15 protein-coding genes are annotated in these 15,856 nt (G+C 68.2%); 2 read left to right on the top strand and 13 right to left on the bottom strand.

What is annotated here, in order from left to right; all coding sequences use genetic code 11:
* Positions 1–143: 143 nt before the first annotated feature.
* From B0E41_RS04275 to B0E41_RS04250, 6 genes are read right to left on the bottom strand one after another with little or no spacing between them, the layout of a single operon-like run.
* A complete protein-coding gene (locus tag B0E41_RS04275; RefSeq protein ID WP_077329190.1) occupies positions 144–1,142 on the bottom strand; it encodes a FecR domain-containing protein in 999 nt (332 codons plus the stop codon).
* 3 nt (positions 1,143–1,145) lie between these two features.
* On the bottom strand, positions 1,146–1,688 hold the full coding sequence (locus B0E41_RS04270; RefSeq protein ID WP_077329201.1) for a sigma-70 family RNA polymerase sigma factor: 543 nt from the start codon (positions 1,686–1,688) through the stop codon (positions 1,146–1,148).
* Positions 1,689–1,714: 26 nt separating this feature from the next.
* A complete protein-coding gene (locus B0E41_RS04265) occupies positions 1,715–2,050 on the bottom strand; it encodes a DUF3325 family protein (RefSeq protein WP_077329188.1) in 336 nt (111 codons plus the stop codon).
* Entirely contained in the window at positions 2,043–3,767 is a 1,725-nt protein-coding gene (locus B0E41_RS04260; protein ID WP_077329186.1) for a PepSY-associated TM helix domain-containing protein, read from the bottom strand. Before B0E41_RS04260 ends, B0E41_RS04265 begins: the two co-directional genes overlap by 8 nt.
* 11 nt (positions 3,768–3,778) lie before the next feature.
* Entirely contained in the window at positions 3,779–4,078 is a 300-nt protein-coding gene (locus B0E41_RS04255) for an iron uptake protein (RefSeq protein ID WP_077329184.1), read from the bottom strand.
* A gap of 8 nt (positions 4,079–4,086) precedes the next feature.
* Complete coding sequence (locus B0E41_RS04250) at positions 4,087–6,297, bottom strand: TonB-dependent siderophore receptor (protein ID WP_077329182.1); 2,211 nt, start codon at positions 6,295–6,297, stop codon at positions 4,087–4,089.
* A gap of 386 nt (positions 6,298–6,683) precedes the next feature.
* Here B0E41_RS04250 and B0E41_RS04245 point away from each other — a divergent pair, with 386 nt between their 5' ends.
* Together B0E41_RS04245 and B0E41_RS04240 are read left to right on the top strand one after the other, a co-directional pair.
* Positions 6,684–7,175 (top strand): hypothetical protein, encoded by a 492-nt coding sequence (locus B0E41_RS04245; protein WP_077329180.1) that lies wholly within the window; start codon positions 6,684–6,686, stop codon positions 7,173–7,175.
* Positions 7,176–7,184: 9 nt separating this feature from the next.
* Complete coding sequence (locus B0E41_RS04240; RefSeq protein WP_077329178.1) at positions 7,185–8,465, top strand: DUF2325 domain-containing protein; 1,281 nt, start codon at positions 7,185–7,187, stop codon at positions 8,463–8,465.
* On the opposite strand, the gene B0E41_RS04235 is transcribed toward B0E41_RS04240, so the two are convergent.
* The 7 genes from B0E41_RS04235 to B0E41_RS04205 form a co-directional block, all read right to left on the bottom strand.
* Entirely contained in the window at positions 8,449–9,408 is a 960-nt protein-coding gene (locus tag B0E41_RS04235; protein WP_077329176.1) for a 1-phosphofructokinase family hexose kinase, read from the bottom strand. The genes B0E41_RS04240 and B0E41_RS04235 overlap by 17 nt on opposite strands.
* A 124-nt stretch (positions 9,409–9,532) precedes the next feature.
* The gene (locus B0E41_RS04230) at positions 9,533–10,318 is read right to left on the bottom strand and encodes an ABC transporter ATP-binding protein (RefSeq protein WP_077329174.1); all 786 of its coding nucleotides are present in this window, start codon (positions 10,316–10,318) and stop codon (positions 9,533–9,535) included.
* A complete protein-coding gene (locus B0E41_RS04225; protein ID WP_077329172.1) occupies positions 10,311–11,378 on the bottom strand; it encodes an iron ABC transporter permease in 1,068 nt (355 codons plus the stop codon). The genes B0E41_RS04230 and B0E41_RS04225 overlap by 8 nt, the downstream gene beginning before the upstream one ends.
* On the bottom strand, positions 11,375–12,478 hold the full coding sequence (locus B0E41_RS04220) for an ABC transporter substrate-binding protein (protein ID WP_171984660.1): 1,104 nt from the start codon (positions 12,476–12,478) through the stop codon (positions 11,375–11,377). The genes B0E41_RS04225 and B0E41_RS04220 overlap by 4 nt, the downstream gene beginning before the upstream one ends.
* Positions 12,479–13,582, bottom strand: a complete 1,104-nt coding sequence (locus B0E41_RS04215) for an ABC transporter substrate-binding protein (protein ID WP_077329170.1) — start codon at positions 13,580–13,582, stop codon at positions 12,479–12,481. It lies immediately after the preceding gene.
* Positions 13,583–13,677: 95 nt separating this feature from the next.
* Positions 13,678–15,072 carry an aminopeptidase P N-terminal domain-containing protein gene (locus B0E41_RS04210; RefSeq protein ID WP_077329195.1) on the bottom strand — a complete coding sequence of 465 codons (1,395 nt, stop codon included), beginning with the start codon at positions 15,070–15,072 and terminating at the stop codon, positions 13,678–13,680.
* 63 nt (positions 15,073–15,135) lie between these two features.
* Positions 15,136–15,837: a nucleotidyltransferase family protein gene (locus B0E41_RS04205; protein WP_077329193.1), complete on the bottom strand. Its 702-nt coding sequence runs from the start codon at positions 15,835–15,837 to the stop codon at positions 15,136–15,138.
* Positions 15,838–15,856 lie beyond the last annotated feature (19 nt).

Below are 15,856 nucleotides of genomic sequence, written 5' to 3'. Positions count from 1 at the left end.
GTCGGGGTTGGGACATGGAAGACCTTGGTCGGGTAGAAGAAGAAAAGGAGAGCGCCTACCTGCAGGCCGGTCGAGATGCAAAAACCCCTCACGTTTCGACCAAAAGAGTTCGCGGCCACCGGGGCGACCGGTGACGCTGCGTTTCAAGAACCGCTGTCCGGGCCCACCGACACCCAGAAGCGCGTGGTGTAAACCACGCTGACCGGCTGCGTTTGCAGCAGGAACTGCAGGGCACGGTCGGTGTCCTGGACGTGGTACAGGCCGGACACCCGCAGGTCGGCCACGCGCGGATCGCAGGCGATGTGGCCCGAGCGGTAACGGGCCAGCTCGGCCAACAGGTCGGCCAGCCGCATGTGTTGGCCGGCGATCACGCGGTCGGTCCAGGCGTCGGCCTCGATGCCCCGCAGATCGGCCGGCTCGGTGCCGTCGGCGCTCATCCAGCGGCTTTCGCCGGGGCGCACGATCACGGTGGCGCCGCCATGGCCAGGGTGCAGCTCGACGGCCCCTTCCTGCACGCTGATGCGCGCGCGCGGCCCGTCGAGCCGCACGGTGAAGCGCGTGCCCAGTGCGCGCATCTCGCCAAAGGGCGTGGCCACCCAGAACGGGCGACCGTGGCCCCGGCGCGCCACGGTCTGCGCGTCGCTGCCCGTGGTGACCTGGATTTCGCCTCGCCGCAGCACCACCACCCGGCGGTCGCCGCCCAGGTCGGTGTGCACGGCGGTGTCGGTGTTGAGCACGAGCACGCTGCCGTCGGCCAGCGGCAGCGTCTGCTGTTCGCCGGTGGCCGTGGCGGCGTCGGCCAGCCAGCGCTGCCAGGGCGCGTGCTCGCGCGCCACCCAGCCCGCACCCAGCAGCACACCGGCCAGCGACAACCGCTCGATCGCACCGCGCCGCGCCAGGGGGCGCCGCTGGCGCAGGCTGTCGGCGGTTTGCAGCGTGTTGCGCACCAGCTGCGGCGGCACGGCTCGGAAGGTGCGGCCCAGCGAGCCCACGCGTTGCCAAGCCACGGCGTGCTGCGGGTCGGTCCGCAGCCAGCGCTCGAAGTCGGCGCGCGCTTGGGGCGTGGGCACGTGGTGGTCCAGCCGGATCGACCAGGCGATGGCCGTGTCGATCAGGTGCTCTGGCAGCGCGCGCTCGCCCATGGTTCAGTGCCCGTAGCGCAGCGTGTAGCAGGCGCGCAGCGCCTTGGCGATGTGGCGCTCCACCGTGGCCAGCGACACGCCCAGTTGCTGCGCGATCTGCGGGCAGGTCAGCCCGTCCAGCTGGGCCAGCAGGAAGGCGGTGCGCACCGCCGGCTTGAGCCCGTCGAGCATGCGGTCGATCTCGGTGAGCGTCTCCAGAAAGATGAGCCGGCTTTCGGTCGTTGGCGCTTCGGCCTCGGGCAGCGCGGCCAGGGTCTCCAGCCAGGCCCGCTCCAGCTCGCGCCGGCGCCAGCGCTCGATGACCAGGCCGCGCGCGATGGTGGACAGAAAGGCCCGGGGCTCGCGGGGCTCGACCGGGTTCTGCCGCGCCAGCAGGCGCATGAACACGTCTTGAGCGATGTCCGCTGCGTCGTGCGAACACCCGAGCTGGCGCCGCAGCCAGCCCTGCAGCCACCCATGGTGCAGGTGGTACAGGGCATGGACGGCCTGGTGCGGGGTGGAGAGCGCCGCGGGCGGGTGGCCGACGCTGGTGGAGAGCCGCTGCACGGCGTGCACGGTGGGCGGTGCCGTGTTCAGCGCGCTGCGGGTGCAGCGGCCGGGGCCAGGCACCAGGGGCGCAACCAGTGCGCCCGCCGGCTCAGCACCATGGCGACCGCGACGGCGCTGCCCGCCAGCAACATGATCCACACCAGCGCGGCCATGGACGGCCGGTCCGCCATCAGGCAGGCCAGCAGCGACAGCGGCAGGGCCGCCGCACCCAGCCGGCGCAACCAGCCGCGCGTGTGCGCGGCGTCATCGGCGTGCTGGTGCATCACCTGGCCCCAGTGCACCTCCATCGCCAGCGCCAGCCAGGCCATGCCGCTGAAGCTCAACGCGGCAGCGGCGATCAGCCAGAACAGCTCAGACATGGGCCACCCCCGCGGCGTTGTCGCTGTTGTCTGAGTCTGCTTGGGCGGGCAACGGGCTGCGTTGTCCCGCTTGTTCGCGCCGGGCCAGCCGGCGCGCCACCCACACGGCGATCCCCGCGCTGGCCAGCAGGCTCAGGTCCACGCCGGCCACGGCCCAGTATGTGTGGGTGAACACGGTCTTGATGAGGTGGTCGCCGGTGCTCAGCCAGTTCAGGCCCACGGCCGCCACCGCCAGCGCGGCCACGGCCCAACACTGCTCGCGCCAAGCCGGGTTCATGCGGCCCTGCGCCACCGGCGCGCTGCGCACGAAGGCGTGCGCCATGGCCAGCACCCAGAAGCCCCAGAAGGCCCATTTCTCCCAGTCGCCCTTGCCGCCCAGGTCGGCCGGCAGCAGTCGGTTGACCACGAGCATGCCGATGGCGGCGATGAGCATGCCCGTCATGGTGGTCACGGCCAGCGCATCGACCACGCGGCTGCCCTGGGTGCCCGCCTTGGCGTGCTGCTTCTTGCGCTTTTCGACGAAGAAGATGAAGCCGGTGGCGATGCACACCGCGCCCAGCAGCCCGCCCAGCACGTAGAGCCAGCGCAGCAACCAGTGCTCGAAGTGCTGCAGATGCAGGCCGGTGAGGAACTCGTTGACCTCAGAGACGGGGCTGCGCGACGGGTCTTCAAACAGCAGCTCGCCGGTGCTGCCTTTGAAGTGGATGCCCTCGCCCACCAGGGCCACGCGGTCGCTGCCGGCGCGGTAGACGCTGACATAGCTGTTGGCGTCGCCCACGTGGTGCACGGTGAGGAAGCCGATCTCGCCGGCCATGTCGCGCTCGGCCCAGCGGCGTTTGGCCTGCGCCATCATCGCGTCCACCGAGGCCAGCGGCGCGGGCGCGCCCGCGGCCTTGTGCGGCAGACCCGTTTCTGCGGCTTCCATCACCTCGTGCCGGTCGTGCAGGCCCTTGAGCTGGAACTGCGAAACCGGCAGGAAGTAGGCGGACGCGAAGATCACCAGGCCGGTGAAGGCGAAAAAGAAGTGGAACGGCAGGGCGACCACGCCGGTCAGGTTGTGCAGGTCCAGCGCGCTGCGCTGGGTGTGCTTCTTCGGTCGGAAGGTGAAGAACTCGCGGAAGAACTTGCGGTGCATCACCACGCCCGAGACCAGTGCGGCGAGCATCACCAGCGCGGCCAGGCCGACGATGAAGATGCCCAGGTTTTTCCACTGCCAGTTCAGGCTGTAGTGCATGGGGTAGAACCACCCGCTGCCGATCTTGAGCGCGTCGTCGGACACGGTGGCGCCGTTGCGCGGATCGATGGTCATGTTCGCGTGGATGTGGTTTTCCAGGCTCGGGTCTTTGGGCAGCGGCACCTTGAAGCCCGAGCCCATGATCAGCACCGGATCGCGGTGCGTGGTGTAGGCCCAGTATTCGTCCACTGGCAGTTCCAGGCGCGGCGTCATCGGGCCTTGCTGGTCGTCGTGCAGCGTGGCCATGTTGGCCGCGTAGTCCAGTTCGTCGGGTGGCAGCTGTTGCAGGATGGGCAGCAGCACCTGGTCGAACGACGGCATGGGCTGCGGGTCGAAGCGCGTCTCGGGGATCGCCCAGCGGTCGAATTCACGGTCGAACACCGAGAGCGAGCCGAAGAAGAACACCACGATGAGCACGAAGCCGATCACCAGGCCGAACCAGGTGTGCAGCCAGGTCATGGACTGGCGGAAGTTCTGGAACATGGGAAGTCCTTTCAGGCCAGGATGGCGCGCTGGATGGCCCAGGCCAAGGTGAATTGAAGGGCCGCGCCCCCGGCCAGAACGACCCACACACGGGTGATGCTGGCGGCGGCGAACGACCACAGGAACAGGCCCAGGAACACCAGGAAGGCGAGCATGAGCACGCCCATCTCGGCGTCGTGGTAGTCCACACCCAGGCCCACGAGCGCGGCGACGCCGGCCGCCGCGAAACCCCAGGTGAAGGCGTAGCCACCGACGATGCCGGCCGTCACGCGGGCGGTGATGTGTGCTTTCGAAAGGGTGGTGGAGCGCATGTTGAGCCTCAGAAGCGGTGCTTGAGCGCGACGGTGAACGTGCGGGGCTCGCCGTAGGTGTAGCCACTCCATGAGCTGCTGTAGTACGCCTTGTCCAGCAGGTTGCCGATGTTCAGCTGCACCGAGGTTTTCGGATTGAAGGCGTAGGCGGCCATGACGTCCAACACGGCACGGGCCGGCTGGCCGACACGCTCGTTCAGGCCGGTGACCGGGTTCGTGGCCGTGACCGGCGGGGTGCTTTCCCACACGAGACCACCGCCCAGGCTCAGCCCCTGCAAAGCGCCGCCCAGGGTGTGCTTGGTGAACAGCTTGAGTTGCTGGCGCGGGTGTTCGGTCACCACATGGGCGCCCTGCGCGTCGCGGGCGCTGAACTGGGTCCAGCCAGCGCCCAGTTGCCATCCGGGGGCGATGTCGCCTTGGACTTCCAGGTCAATGCCTTGCGACCGGATTCCTTGGGCGGCAAGGTACGCCACGGTGGCGGTGCCGGGCACGAAATGGCCTGCATCGGGCGTGGCGAAGTTGTCCTGGTCGACGCGGAACACGGCGGCCGAGGCGTTGAGCCTGCCGTCGAAGAACGCGCCCTTGACGCCGATTTCGGCGCTGTTGCCTTCCAGCGGGTCGAGGTACTGACCGTGGCGGTCTTTCTCCGTCTGCGGTTTGAAGATGGTGGTGTAGCTGGCGTAAGCCGAGACGTTGTCGCTCAGGTCCATCACCACGCCGGCATAGGGCGTGAAGACGCTGCTGTGCCGCAGGGTGTAGGCCTCCGGGGTCCAGGCGCCGACGTCTTCGTCCCGCTTCCAGCTGCTCACGCGGCCGCCGACGATGAACTTCAGTGCGTCGGTGATCTGCAGACGCGAGGCCATGTACGCGCCCGTCTGCGTGGTGGTGCCTAGGTTGCCGCGGTAGAACGCGGTCATGGCCGGTTCCGGGTAGCTGCCGTCCCACTGGTTGAAGTTGCCGACTTCGGCCACGTCGCCCGCGGCGTCGCGGTTGTCCCAGCCGTCCTTGAGCTGGCTGCGCATCAGGCCGGCGGTGAACTCATGTTCCCGTCCCCAGAGTGAAAACGGTCCGGTGGCGGAAAAGCCGGCGTGCGTCTGGGTGGGTTCGGCGCGGTAGTGGTAGGGATAGGCCGACAGACCCAGGCCTGTCGCCCGGTCGGGGGTGCCCGTGACCCACAGCAGCTTGGAGTCTTCGACCTGCTGGCGGTGGCCAAGGTCGGCGCGCAGGCGCCAGCGGTTGGCCAGCTTGTGTTCCAGGCTGGCGAAGGCCGTGGTCTCTTCCGTGTCCCACTGGTTCCAGCGCGTGGCGGTGGTTTTGGAGCGGTCCCAGTCGGTGCGCGTGCCGTCGGCGTACCAGTAGGTCAGTCCGCCCCAGTAGACGCCGTTGCGTTGTCGGGTTTCCTGGCTGGCGCCCACGCTGAGCCGGGTGACGGCCGTCAGATCGGCATCCACCACGCCATAGAACACGCTGCCCTTCGTGTTCTCCAGGTCGATGTAGGCGTCCTGCTGGTTGGCGTGCAGCACCAGGCGCGCGCGCACCGAGGCGTCGCTGTTGAGCGGCGTGGTGAGGTCCAGCGTGCCGGCGCGGTGGTTCCAGCTGCCGAGCTCCCCTTTCGCCGTGGCGGTGAAGGTCTTGCTGTCAGCGTGCTTGCGCACCAGGTTGACGGCGGCGGAAGGGTCGCCGGCGCCATTCAGCAGCCCGGTGGCGCCGCGCACCACTTCGATGCGATCAAAAGGCTCGGTGCTGATGGTTTCGACGCCGATGTTGCCGGTGAACATGGGCACACCGTCGAACTGGTAGTTGGTGATTTTGAAACCGCGGGCCGACAGCTCATTGCGTCCGCGATCCGTGTTCTTGATGGAGAGGCCCGAGGTGTTGCGCAACGCGTCCTCGACGGTGTCCATCGCCTGGTCTTCGATGCGCTCGCGGGTCACCACGCTCACAGATTGCGGCGTGTCGCGCAGCAAGAGCGAGAGGCCGGTGGCGGTGGACGTGGCTTCGGTGGTGTAGGAGCGTGAGCCTTCCGTCGCGGCGTTGGCGGCACGGGAGGCCTTGATGGTGACGGACGGCAGCGTGACTTCGCCACTGGCTGGGGCAGTTGTCTGGGCCAATGCCGGCGTGGCGGCGCCGATCAGCAGGGCGCTGGCCAAGACGGTGCGGACGGCCTGGGCCAGAGGGGTGAGGGTGGCGGTGGTGTTCGGATGAGGGCGCAGGGGCATGGATCAGGAGACAACGACGTGTCTTCCGTGTGGGAAGGGTTCGCTGGCTCCTGGCTCGCAGGCCGTCCCGGGCGATGGGCATCGTCCGCGCTGCGTCAATGGCTGGCTATGTAATTAATGATAACCATTCTTATTCAATCTGTGTAGTCTTGTGTCGAGCTATTGCCTGCATTGGGGTCTTGAAGGGATGATTTCAGGGGGAATGACGGTTATTTGTCATCAAAGTGTCTTGGTACGTGGGTCGCTGGTGTGCCCGTCTGTATCTATATAAACAAGAATCATTCGTAATAAATTGACCCAAGTCAACACAAAGGATGGTTCCGGCGCTACGATGCTTCAGGTGAGAATTGTTCTCAACAACAGCTGAATCACAGGAGCTTCGCACCATGCAGTCATCCCCCCAGCCCGCCGGCCAGGACGGCCACTTCATTCCGCTCCCGGCCTTGCCCGGTTGGACCCGCGCCATGCGCCAGGCGTCGCAGGCGCAATGCCTGGGTCAGGTGACGCGTGCCACGGCCTGGTACCGCGAAGCGCTGGGGCTGGCGTTCCAGCAGCTGGACACGGGGCACACCGAGCACGCGGACGCCTGCCTGTGCGCGCTGGTGAGCAGCACGCGGTGCCTGTCGGGCCTGCTGGTGGACCAGGGGCAGCCGTCCCTCGCGGCGGCCACGCTGGCCGACACCCACACCGCGCTGGTTCGGCTGATGCTGGGTCGGCCCCGCGTCAGCGCGTGGGGAAAGGCCGCCGTCTGGCACAGCCACGACACGCACGCGGCCTTGGTGAGCCACTGGGAGGCGCACGGTCCCGACCCGGTGATCGAGGGCGCGCTCCGAGCGGGCTGCCTGGTGATGAATGCCACGGCGCGCGCCGTTCACTGAAGGCTGACCATGTGTGTGCACAAGAAACCGCTTGGGGCCTCGACGGATCTGGACGCGCTCGTGGGGCGCTATGTCCAGCAAGCCAGTGGCCGGTCATCCGACGGTGCCGATGCCACCGCACCCGCGCGGCAGGGTTCCGCGCGGCGCAAGCTATGGGAGCTCGGCGGCCATGCACCCTGCCCGGTCACCGGCGTCTGTCTGCGCCTGCCCGAGTTGCTGAAGCTGGCGCGCAAGGCGGAGCTGGACGTGGCGGGGCTCAGCGAATACGAAACCCATATCGCGGTGGTGAGCGAGTGCCGCCGGCGCACCCAGTTGGCCGAGCTGGTGCAGCGTGAACTCGACGCCCGCCACGAGCTGTTTGTGCTCAAGTCGCTGAAGCTGAAAACCACCGAAGCCCTGGCGCACTGGTGGGACGAGAGCTGCATGGGCATGGACTGGGCGGGCGTGTTCTGGGCGGTGTTGACGCACGCGCGCTGCACCCCCGAGCTGGAATTCGCCGTGCTGGGGCAGGTGCACATGCTGCAGCACCAGGTGGGCATGGCCGCGCGCGTGGACATGACCCGGTTGCAGTCGCTGGTGCAGGACAACCAGAAGCTGGGCGATGAGCTGGCGATCACGCAGCAGCGCCTGCAGGCCGCCGCTTTGGAGCTGGCGCAGCTCAAGGCGCAGCACGACGCGGAGCGGGTGCGGCTGCGCGGCGAACTGATCCGGGCGCACACCACCCAGGCACAGTCCCAGGCGCAATGCGACGAATTGCTGCGGCAGACGCCCGACCTGCCGCAGCGCCAGCGGCTGGCCGAAGACAACCGGCAACTGATCGAACACAACCAGCAACTGCGCCGGGCCCTGAGCCGGGTGAACGAAGCGGTTCCGATTGTGTCGGAGGGCCTGCCCTCAACGGCCACCGCCCCGGCGCCGTCCAGCCACGCGTTGCACGCTGCGCCGGCCGACACGGGCTGGGTCATCCATGACCGCTCGGTGCTGTGCGTGGGCGGGCGCACCCGCGTGATCCCGGTCTACCGCGAGCTGATCGAAGACAAGGGTGCGCGTTTTCTGCACCACGACGGCGGCGAAGAAGACAAGGCCGGACAGCTCGGGCCGATGCTGCAGTCGGCCGACCTGGTGATCTGCCAGGTCGGCTGCATCAGCCACAACGCCTACTGGCGCGTGAAGGAACACTGCAAGCGCCAGGGCAAGCCCTGCTTGTTCGTCGAGACGCCCAGCCGCTCGGCGATGGAGCGTGTGTTGAGCGGCTGTGCCGCAGCGCCCGACGTCACGCCACTGGCGTGATCTGCACCATCGGCTGCAGGCGCCGAATGTCGTCCAGATCGCTGAGCCCGGTGCCGGCCGAGAGCAGCGCGGCCGAGCCCGCGGCGATGCCCCAGCTGAAGGCCTGTTCCAGCGGCTGGCCCTGCTGCAGCCCCCAGACCAGGCCGCCGACGAAGCTGTCGCCCGCGCCCACCGCGCTCGCCACCGGGATGTCCAGAGGCGCGGCGCGCCACATCGCGTCGCGCGTGACCAGCAGCGCGCCCAGGTGACCCAGCGTGAGCGCCACCACCTCGGCTTGGCCGTCCAGCACCAGCTGGCGCGCGGCGGCCTGCCACTGTTCGGCGGTGTCCAGTGGCCGCCCCGCGAGCTCGGCCAGTTCCTTGAGATTGGGTTTGAACAGGTACACGCCAACGGCCAGCGCCGCCGCGAGCGACGGCCCGGAGGTGTCCAGCACCATGCGCGCGCTACGCTTTTGGCACAGGCGGGCGAGCCGCGCGTAGAAATCGGCTGGCACGCCCGGCGGCAGGCTGCCGCTGGCGACCAGCAGCTCGGGAAAGTCGGGTAACCGCTCCAGGTGGTCCAGGCAGGCCTGCCATTCGCTGTCCGTCAGGTGCGGGCCGGGCATGACGAAGCGGTATTCGGCGCCGGTGCTGTGTTCGTGCACGGTGAAGCTCACGCGGGTCTCGTCGGCAATGGGCAGGAACACGCCGTTCAGGCCCTCGTCGCGCATGCGCCGCTCCAGCCATTGGCCCGAGGAGCCACCCGTGGGGCAGAGCGCCGTGCACTGGCCGCCCAGGCGGTGGAGCACGCGCGCCACGTTGATGCCGCCGCCGCCCGCGTCGTGCAGCGTGTCGCCGCAGCGCAGCTTGTGCGTGGGCACGACGCGCTCGGTTTCGGTGGCGAGATCGACCGCCGGGTTCATGGTGAGGCAGAGGACGCGGGGCAGTGGAGCGGACGTGTTCATGCGCCGGTTGTACTGCAAACCGCGGGGGCGGCCCCACGGTGCGTGTCACCCTGCCACGGGCCCGCGCCGCCCAGCAGGCCGCAGGCCGCCAATGCCCACCAGAGGATTCCGTCGTGCCGGGCCTTCAGGCCGTCAAGGGCTCAAGCGGTGCGCGCAAGGTGCGCACGTAGGGCTGGCCGTCCCGATCATGGTGAACGTCCACCGGCACGTGGTACAGGCGGTGGATGAGGTCGCGGCTCAGCACCTCGGCCGGGGGGCCGAAGGCCTGCAGGCGACCTTCACCGAGCACGATCAGCTGGTCGGCAAACTGGGCCGCCAGGTTCAGGTCGTGCAGCACGGCCACGCTGATCCAGCCCTGGGCCTCGGTCTGCGCCTGGAGGTGCTCCATGAGCTGCATCTGGTGCTTCAGGTCGAGCGCGCTGACGGGTTCGTCCAGCAGCATCAACTGCGGCTGGCGCAGCAGCACCTGGGCAAACAGCACCATCTGGCGCTGCCCGCCGCTGAGCGTGTGCACCGGGCGGTCGGCCAGGTGGGCGATGTCCAGCGCCTGCAAGGCCGCCAGCGCCGCCCCCAGATCGTCGTCCGACAGCCGCATCGACAAGCGCTGCAAACGCCCCAGCACCACCACTTCGAGCGCACTCAGGTCCAGGTCGAGCTGGGTGTTCTGCGGCATGTAGCCAATGCCCTGTCGCCACGCCGGCATGGTGTGCGGCTTCATCGGCGTGCCACGCAGGTGCACCGCCCCCTGCGCCAGAGGCAGCTCGCCGAACAGGGCGCGCAGCAGGCTGGTCTTGCCGGTGCCATTGGGGCCGATGATGACGTGCAGCTGCCCGGCGCGCAGTTGCAGGTTCAGCCCCTCGACCAGGGTCAGCTCGCCGATGCGCAGGGTCAGGTCATGGAGTTCAAGCATGGCGGCGCTTTCGGTTGCCCAGGATGAGCCAGATCATGAAAGGAACCCCGATCAGCGCCGTCACGATGCCGATGGGAAACAGCGCGCCGGGCACGATGGACTTGGACAGCACCGAAGCAACCGAGAGCATCAGCGCACCGCACAGCGCCGACTGCGGAATCAGGAAGCGCTGGTCTTCGCCGACCTGCATGCGCGCGATGTGCGGCGAGACCAGGCCGATGAAGCCGATGATGCCCACGAAGCTGATGGCGGTCGCCGTCATCAGCGCAACCAGCACCAGCGTCTTCAGGCGCAGCCGCGTGACATTCACGCCCAGGCTGCGCGCCCGCGCCTCGCCCAGGCGCAGGCAGGTCAGCTGCCAGGCGTCGCCGTGCAGCAGCACCGCACACACCAAAGTCACGCCTGCGGTGATCCACAGCATGGGCCAGGTGGTGCGCATGAGGCTGCCGAACAGCCAGAAGATGATCTGCTGGTTCAGCTCGGGGGAAGAGAGGAACTGCAGCAGCGACAGCAGCGACTGGAACAGAAACAGCAGCGCGATGCCGGCCAGGATGATGGTCTGGCTGCTGACATGGCGCATCAGCGCCAGCCCAAACAGCAGGCTGGCCGCCAGCATGCAGAACACGAAGGCGCCGATGGGGATCGCGATCAGGGACGGCAAGCCCAGGCCACCCGTGACCAGGGCCAGCGCCGCACCAAAGCCGGCCGCCGCCGCCAGCCCCAGCGTGTAGGGGCTGGCCAGGGGGTTGTCCAGCAGGGTCTGCATCTGCACCCCGCCCAGGCCCAGCGCCGCTCCCACCACCAGGGCCATGAGCGCGATCGGCAGGCGCATGTCCATCACGATGGCGCGCGTCATCGGGTCGGCCGCCGCGGGCGCCAGCAGCGTGCGCAACACGTCACCCAACGCCAGCAGCGAGGGGCCGGTGGCCACGTCCAGCGTCAGGCTGCACAGGCTCAGGCCGACGAACAGGGCCAGCCAGCGCCAGCGCAGCGCCTCGCGCCGACGGTGGCGCTGCAGGACCAGGGTACCCGCAGCAGGTGTGGCGGCGGTGTCGTTCATTTCCCGTTCAGCACGAAGGTGCCTTGGGGCTGGATGGGCAGGTAGCGGCGATAGAAGTCGCGGTAGGTGGCGTCCGGGTCGATGTCGGCGAACAGCGTCGGGTACAGCGCCTTGGCCAGGTACTGCAGCTGCGCGGCATCCAGCAGGCTGCGTGTGGCACCGTGATAGACACCGTGCAGGCGGCCGTCCTGCACCGCCGGCAGGGCGCTCCAGCCCTTGCGCTGCGCGAAGCCTTGCAGGCGCCGGCGCGCTTCACCCGCGGGCACCCCGAAGCCCATCTGCATGGCGTCGGGCTGGCTGACGCTCTCATAGCCCGCGATGAACACCACCTGCGGTTTCGAAACGAGCAACTGCTCGGGGTTGATTGGCCCCCAGTCCTTGACGAAAGGCGCGGCCACGTTGTCGCCACCGACCAGGTCGACCATGGCGCCCCACATGTTCTTGCCGTAGGTATAGCTGTGCTCGGCGGGGCCCTTGTCGCCCAGCTCGATGTACACACGCGGGCGGGGCAGCTTCGCTTTGGCGATGCGCTGCTGGATGGTCTGTACGACCTGCTGGTAGCCGTCGGCAATGCTTTGGGCGCGCGCCGTTTCGCCGGTGACCTGGCCCAGCACCTTGGTGCTGGCCAGGTGACGCTCCAGCGTCTGCGCGTTGTAGTCCACCACCACCACCGGAATGCCGGCGGCTTCCAGGCGGGGGATCTCAGACGCCAGGGCCTTGAACTGCCAGTCGGCCAGGACCACGACGTCGGGCTTCGTGGCCAGGGCCTTTTCGAGCGAAAAGCTTTGGAACTGCACGCTGCCCACGTCGACCACGTCGCGCAGCGTGGGCCGCGCGGCGACGTACTGTTCCCACACCGCGGGCCGCGACTTGACGAACCAGCCGAGCGACAGTCCCACCAGGCGGTCGAAGGCCTTGTCGCCACCGACGGCCAGATAGTCCTCGAGGTAGAAGCCCAACAGCACCCGCTTGGCGGGCAACTCCAGCGTGACCTTGCGGCCCAGCACGTCTTCGATGGTGCTGGGCGCTGCCCAGGCACTGAGCGCGCCCAAGGCGAGGGTGGCGGACAGCGCCAGACGCTTCAAGAATTGGCGTGTCATTTACATCCCCAGCGCGAAGCTGCCCTTGGCCTGGACCGGCAGGTAGCGCTTGTAGAAGCTCAGGTAGTTGGCCTGGGGGTCGATGTCCTTGAACAGCGTGGGGTACAGCGCCTTGGCCATGAATTGCACCATGGTGTAGTCCAGCACCGAGCGCGAAGCCCCTTGGTAGACCGCATACAGGCGCTTGTTCTTCACGGCAGGCAGTTCGCTCCAACCGGGGCGTTGGGCAAACCCTTGCAACCGCTGTGCTGATTGGGCGGGTGCCACGCCTTGGCCCATGAGCATGGAGGCGGGGTTCTTGGTGGACTCGGTGCCGGCAATGAACACCACCTCGGGTTGCGCGGCCAGCACCTTCTCCGGGTTCATCGGGCCGTACCACTCAACGAAGGGCGCAGCGATGTTGTCACCACCCGCCAGGGCCCCCAGCGGACCCCACATGCCCTTGCCGTAGCTGAAGCTGTATTCGGCAGGGCCCTTGTTGCCGAACTCGACGTAGAAGCGCGGCTTGGGCTGTTTGGCGGCCGCAATCCGCGACCGCACCTGGTCGATGGCGGTCTGGTATTCGTCGGCGATTTTCTGCGCGCGCGTCTGATCGCCCGCGATCTTTCCCAGCAGCAGCGTGCTGGCCTGGTGGTTGGCCGGCAGCTCCAGGTTGTAGTCCACCACCACCACGGGCACCCCGGCGTCTTCCAGCCGTTTCACGTCGGGGCCCAGGCCCTTGTATTGCCATTCGGCCAGCACCACCACATCGGGTCTGAGCGCCAGCACCTTCTCGACAGAGAAGGTCTGCGCCTCGACCTCGCCCACGTCGGGCAGTTCCTTGAGCGCGGGCCGGTGGGCCGTGAACAGCGACCAGTTGGCCGGACGCCAGCCTTCCCAGGCCTCGCGGGAGAGACCGACCACCTTGTCGAAGGCCTTTTCGCCGCCGATGGCCATGTAGTCCTCGAAATAGAAACCCAGCAACACGCGCTTGGCGGGCAGGTCAACGCGGACCGATCGGCCGAGCACGTCTTTGACCACTTCGGGGGCCGCGTGCGCGGTCTGGATCAGACCGGCCGTCAGGCTCAGGACACACAGCCAACGTGCGGTGGTGGCGATTCGCATGAACACTCCTTCAGAAGGCCGGGCATCCCGGCGAAGGTCAGCATTCTATATGCGAATGATTCTCAAGAAGTTTTGAATGGCCGATGTCCAGCCGGTCAGCGCATCAGCGCTTCGATCTCGTCGGCGTTCACCGGCACGCCGTGGCTGATGAGTTCACAACCGGTCTCGGTGACGATGGCGTCGTCTTCGATGCGGATGCCGATGTTCCAGAACGCCTCGGGCACGCCCTCGGCCGGGCGCACGTACAGGCCGGGCTCGATGGTGAGCACCATGCCGGGCCGCAGGATGCGGCTCGGGCGGTCTTTGATGGTTTCGCCGCTCAGCGGGTCCTTTCGTTCGTTCACCGTGCCCACCTCGCTCGGCTCCACGTAACTGCCGCAGTCGTGCACGTCCATGCCCAGCCAGTGGCCGGTGCGGTGCATGTAGAACGGGAAGTAGCTGCGGTTGGCGATCACGTCCTGCGCGCTGCCGACCTTGTTTTTGTCGAGCAAGCCGACGTCGAGCAGACCCTGCGCGAGCACCGCGACCGTCGCCTCGTGCGGGTCGGTGAAGCGATTGCCGGCCTTGGTGGCGGCCACGGCCGCTTCCTGCGAGGCCAGCACCAGGTCGTAGAGCGTGCGCTGCGGGCCGGTGAACCTGCCATTGGCGGGGAAGGTGCGGGTGATGTCGCTGGCGTAGCCGTCGAGCTCGCAGCCGGCGTCGATCAGCACCAGCTCGCCGCTGCGGATGGGTGCGGCGTCGGCGCGGTAGTGCAGCACGCAGGCGTTGGCACCGGCTGCGACGATGCTGCCGTAGGCCGGGTACTGTGAGCCTTGTTGGCGGAACTCGTGCAGCAGCTCGGCGTCGAGGTGGTACTCGCGCACGTCCTGTCCGGCGCGCAGCATGGCGGCGCAACGCTGCATGGCGCGGACGTGGGCGCGGGCGCTGATTTGCGCCGCGCGGCGCATGGTGTCCTGCTCGTGCGGGTCCTTGATGAGGCGCATCTCGTCCAGCGGGCCGCACAGGTCGCGCTGCTGCTCGGGGCAGAGCGCGCCGTAGCGCACGCGGGCGCGCACGGGTTGCAGCCAGCCGTTGATGCGCGCGTCCAGCCCCTTGTGGGTCGCAAACGGGTACCAGACCACGCCGCGGTTTTCCAGCAGCTTCGGCAGGCGCTGGTCCAGCTCGGCGACCGACCACGCGGCCTGCACGCCCAATGCCTCGGGTGCCGCAGTCGGGCCGAGGCGGATGCCGTCCCAGACCTCGCGCTCGGCGTCTTTCGGGTTGCAGAACAGCGTGCTCTCGCCTTCGCCGGTGACCACCAGCCAGGCGTTGGGTTCGGCGAAACCGGTCAGGTAATAGAAGTAGCTGTCGTGCCGAAACAGGAAGTCGCTGTCGCGGTTGCGCTGCTGCTCGGGCGCGGTGGGCACGATGGCGATGCCGCCGGGGCCGAGCTGGGCGGCGAGCTGCGCGCGGCGTTGCGTGTAGAGGGCGTGGGAGGTGTGGGCGTCCATGGTCGGCATTGTCCGGGTTTCAGATGGCGCAGCGCTGAATGGGGGCACTGCAGGGGAGCGACTTCAATTGGCGTTCAACTCGGCCAAGCGTTCAGGTGTCCCCACATCGGTCCACGGCCCGGTGTAGAGCTCGGCGCTCACAAGCCCGGCGTCCATCGCGCGGCGCAGCAACGGGGCCAGCGGTGCGGCCGTGCCCTGGGGGTTGCCGGGCACGGTGTCGAACCAGGGCAGTTCAAACAATTCGCGGCGGTACAAGCCGATGGTGCTGTACGTGAACTTCACCGGGGCGGCGTTCAGTGCCTGCCCGTCCTCGCTCAGGCCGAAATCCCCTTGCGGGTTGTGTGAGGGGTTGGGCACCAGCCAGAGGTGGGCCAGCTGGTGGCTGGCGACAAAGCGGTCCACGCTGGCCTGCGTGAACTCAAACGATGGCGCATACACGTCGCCGGCCAGCACCCAGAACACCTCGCCCAGTCGCGGCAGGGCACGCGAGATGCCGCCAGCGGTCTCCAACGCGTAGCCAAAATCCTGACCCTCGTGCGAGAAACACAAGGCCACGCCTTCATGCTGCTGCGGCCACGCCGTGAAGTGCGCCTCGATCTGTTCGCCCAGCCAGGCGGTGTTGATCACCAGGTGATGAAAGCCACCGCGCGCCAAGGCGTCCATCGACCATTGCATCAGCGGGCGGCCGTGCACGGGCAACAGGGGTTTGGGGGTGGTGTCGGTGAGCGGGCGCATGCGCATGCCCCGGCCTGCGGCCAGGATCATGGCGGGCGTGGTGGCGCTG

Origin of the sequence: Hydrogenophaga sp. A37 (assembly GCF_002001205.1) — a bacterium.
In the GTDB taxonomy this organism is placed as follows: Bacteria; Pseudomonadota; Gammaproteobacteria; order Burkholderiales; family Burkholderiaceae_C; genus Hydrogenophaga.
This window is presented reverse-complemented; position numbering and strand designations above follow the sequence as displayed.

Excerpts from the sequence above, each read along its gene's own strand:
- B0E41_RS04275 (WP_077329190.1), bottom strand. The coding sequence starts at position 1,142 with ATGGGCGAGCGCGCGCTGCCAGAGCACCTGATCGACACGGCCATCGCC.
- B0E41_RS04265 (WP_077329188.1), bottom strand. The coding sequence starts at position 2,050 with ATGTCTGAGCTGTTCTGGCTGATCGCCGCTGCCGCGTTGAGCTTCAGC.
- B0E41_RS04260 (WP_077329186.1), bottom strand. The coding sequence starts at position 3,767 with ATGTTCCAGAACTTCCGCCAGTCCATGACCTGGCTGCACACCTGGTTC.
- B0E41_RS04255 (WP_077329184.1), bottom strand. The coding sequence starts at position 4,078 with ATGCGCTCCACCACCCTTTCGAAAGCACACATCACCGCCCGCGTGACG.
- B0E41_RS04250 (WP_077329182.1), bottom strand. The coding sequence starts at position 6,297 with ATGCCCCTGCGCCCTCATCCGAACACCACCGCCACCCTCACCCCTCTG.
- B0E41_RS04245 (WP_077329180.1), top strand. The coding sequence starts at position 6,684 with ATGCAGTCATCCCCCCAGCCCGCCGGCCAGGACGGCCACTTCATTCCG.
- B0E41_RS04240 (WP_077329178.1), top strand. The coding sequence starts at position 7,185 with ATGTGTGTGCACAAGAAACCGCTTGGGGCCTCGACGGATCTGGACGCG.
- B0E41_RS04235 (WP_077329176.1), bottom strand. The coding sequence starts at position 9,408 with ATGAACACGTCCGCTCCACTGCCCCGCGTCCTCTGCCTCACCATGAAC.
- B0E41_RS04230 (WP_077329174.1), bottom strand. The coding sequence starts at position 10,318 with ATGCTTGAACTCCATGACCTGACCCTGCGCATCGGCGAGCTGACCCTG.
- B0E41_RS04225 (WP_077329172.1), bottom strand. The coding sequence starts at position 11,378 with ATGAACGACACCGCCGCCACACCTGCTGCGGGTACCCTGGTCCTGCAG.
- B0E41_RS04220 (WP_171984660.1), bottom strand. The coding sequence starts at position 12,478 with ATGACACGCCAATTCTTGAAGCGTCTGGCGCTGTCCGCCACCCTCGCC.
- B0E41_RS04215 (WP_077329170.1), bottom strand. The coding sequence starts at position 13,582 with ATGCGAATCGCCACCACCGCACGTTGGCTGTGTGTCCTGAGCCTGACG.
- B0E41_RS04210 (WP_077329195.1), bottom strand. The coding sequence starts at position 15,072 with ATGGACGCCCACACCTCCCACGCCCTCTACACGCAACGCCGCGCGCAG.
- B0E41_RS04205 (WP_077329193.1), bottom strand. The coding sequence starts at position 15,837 with ATGATCCTGGCCGCAGGCCGGGGCATGCGCATGCGCCCGCTCACCGAC.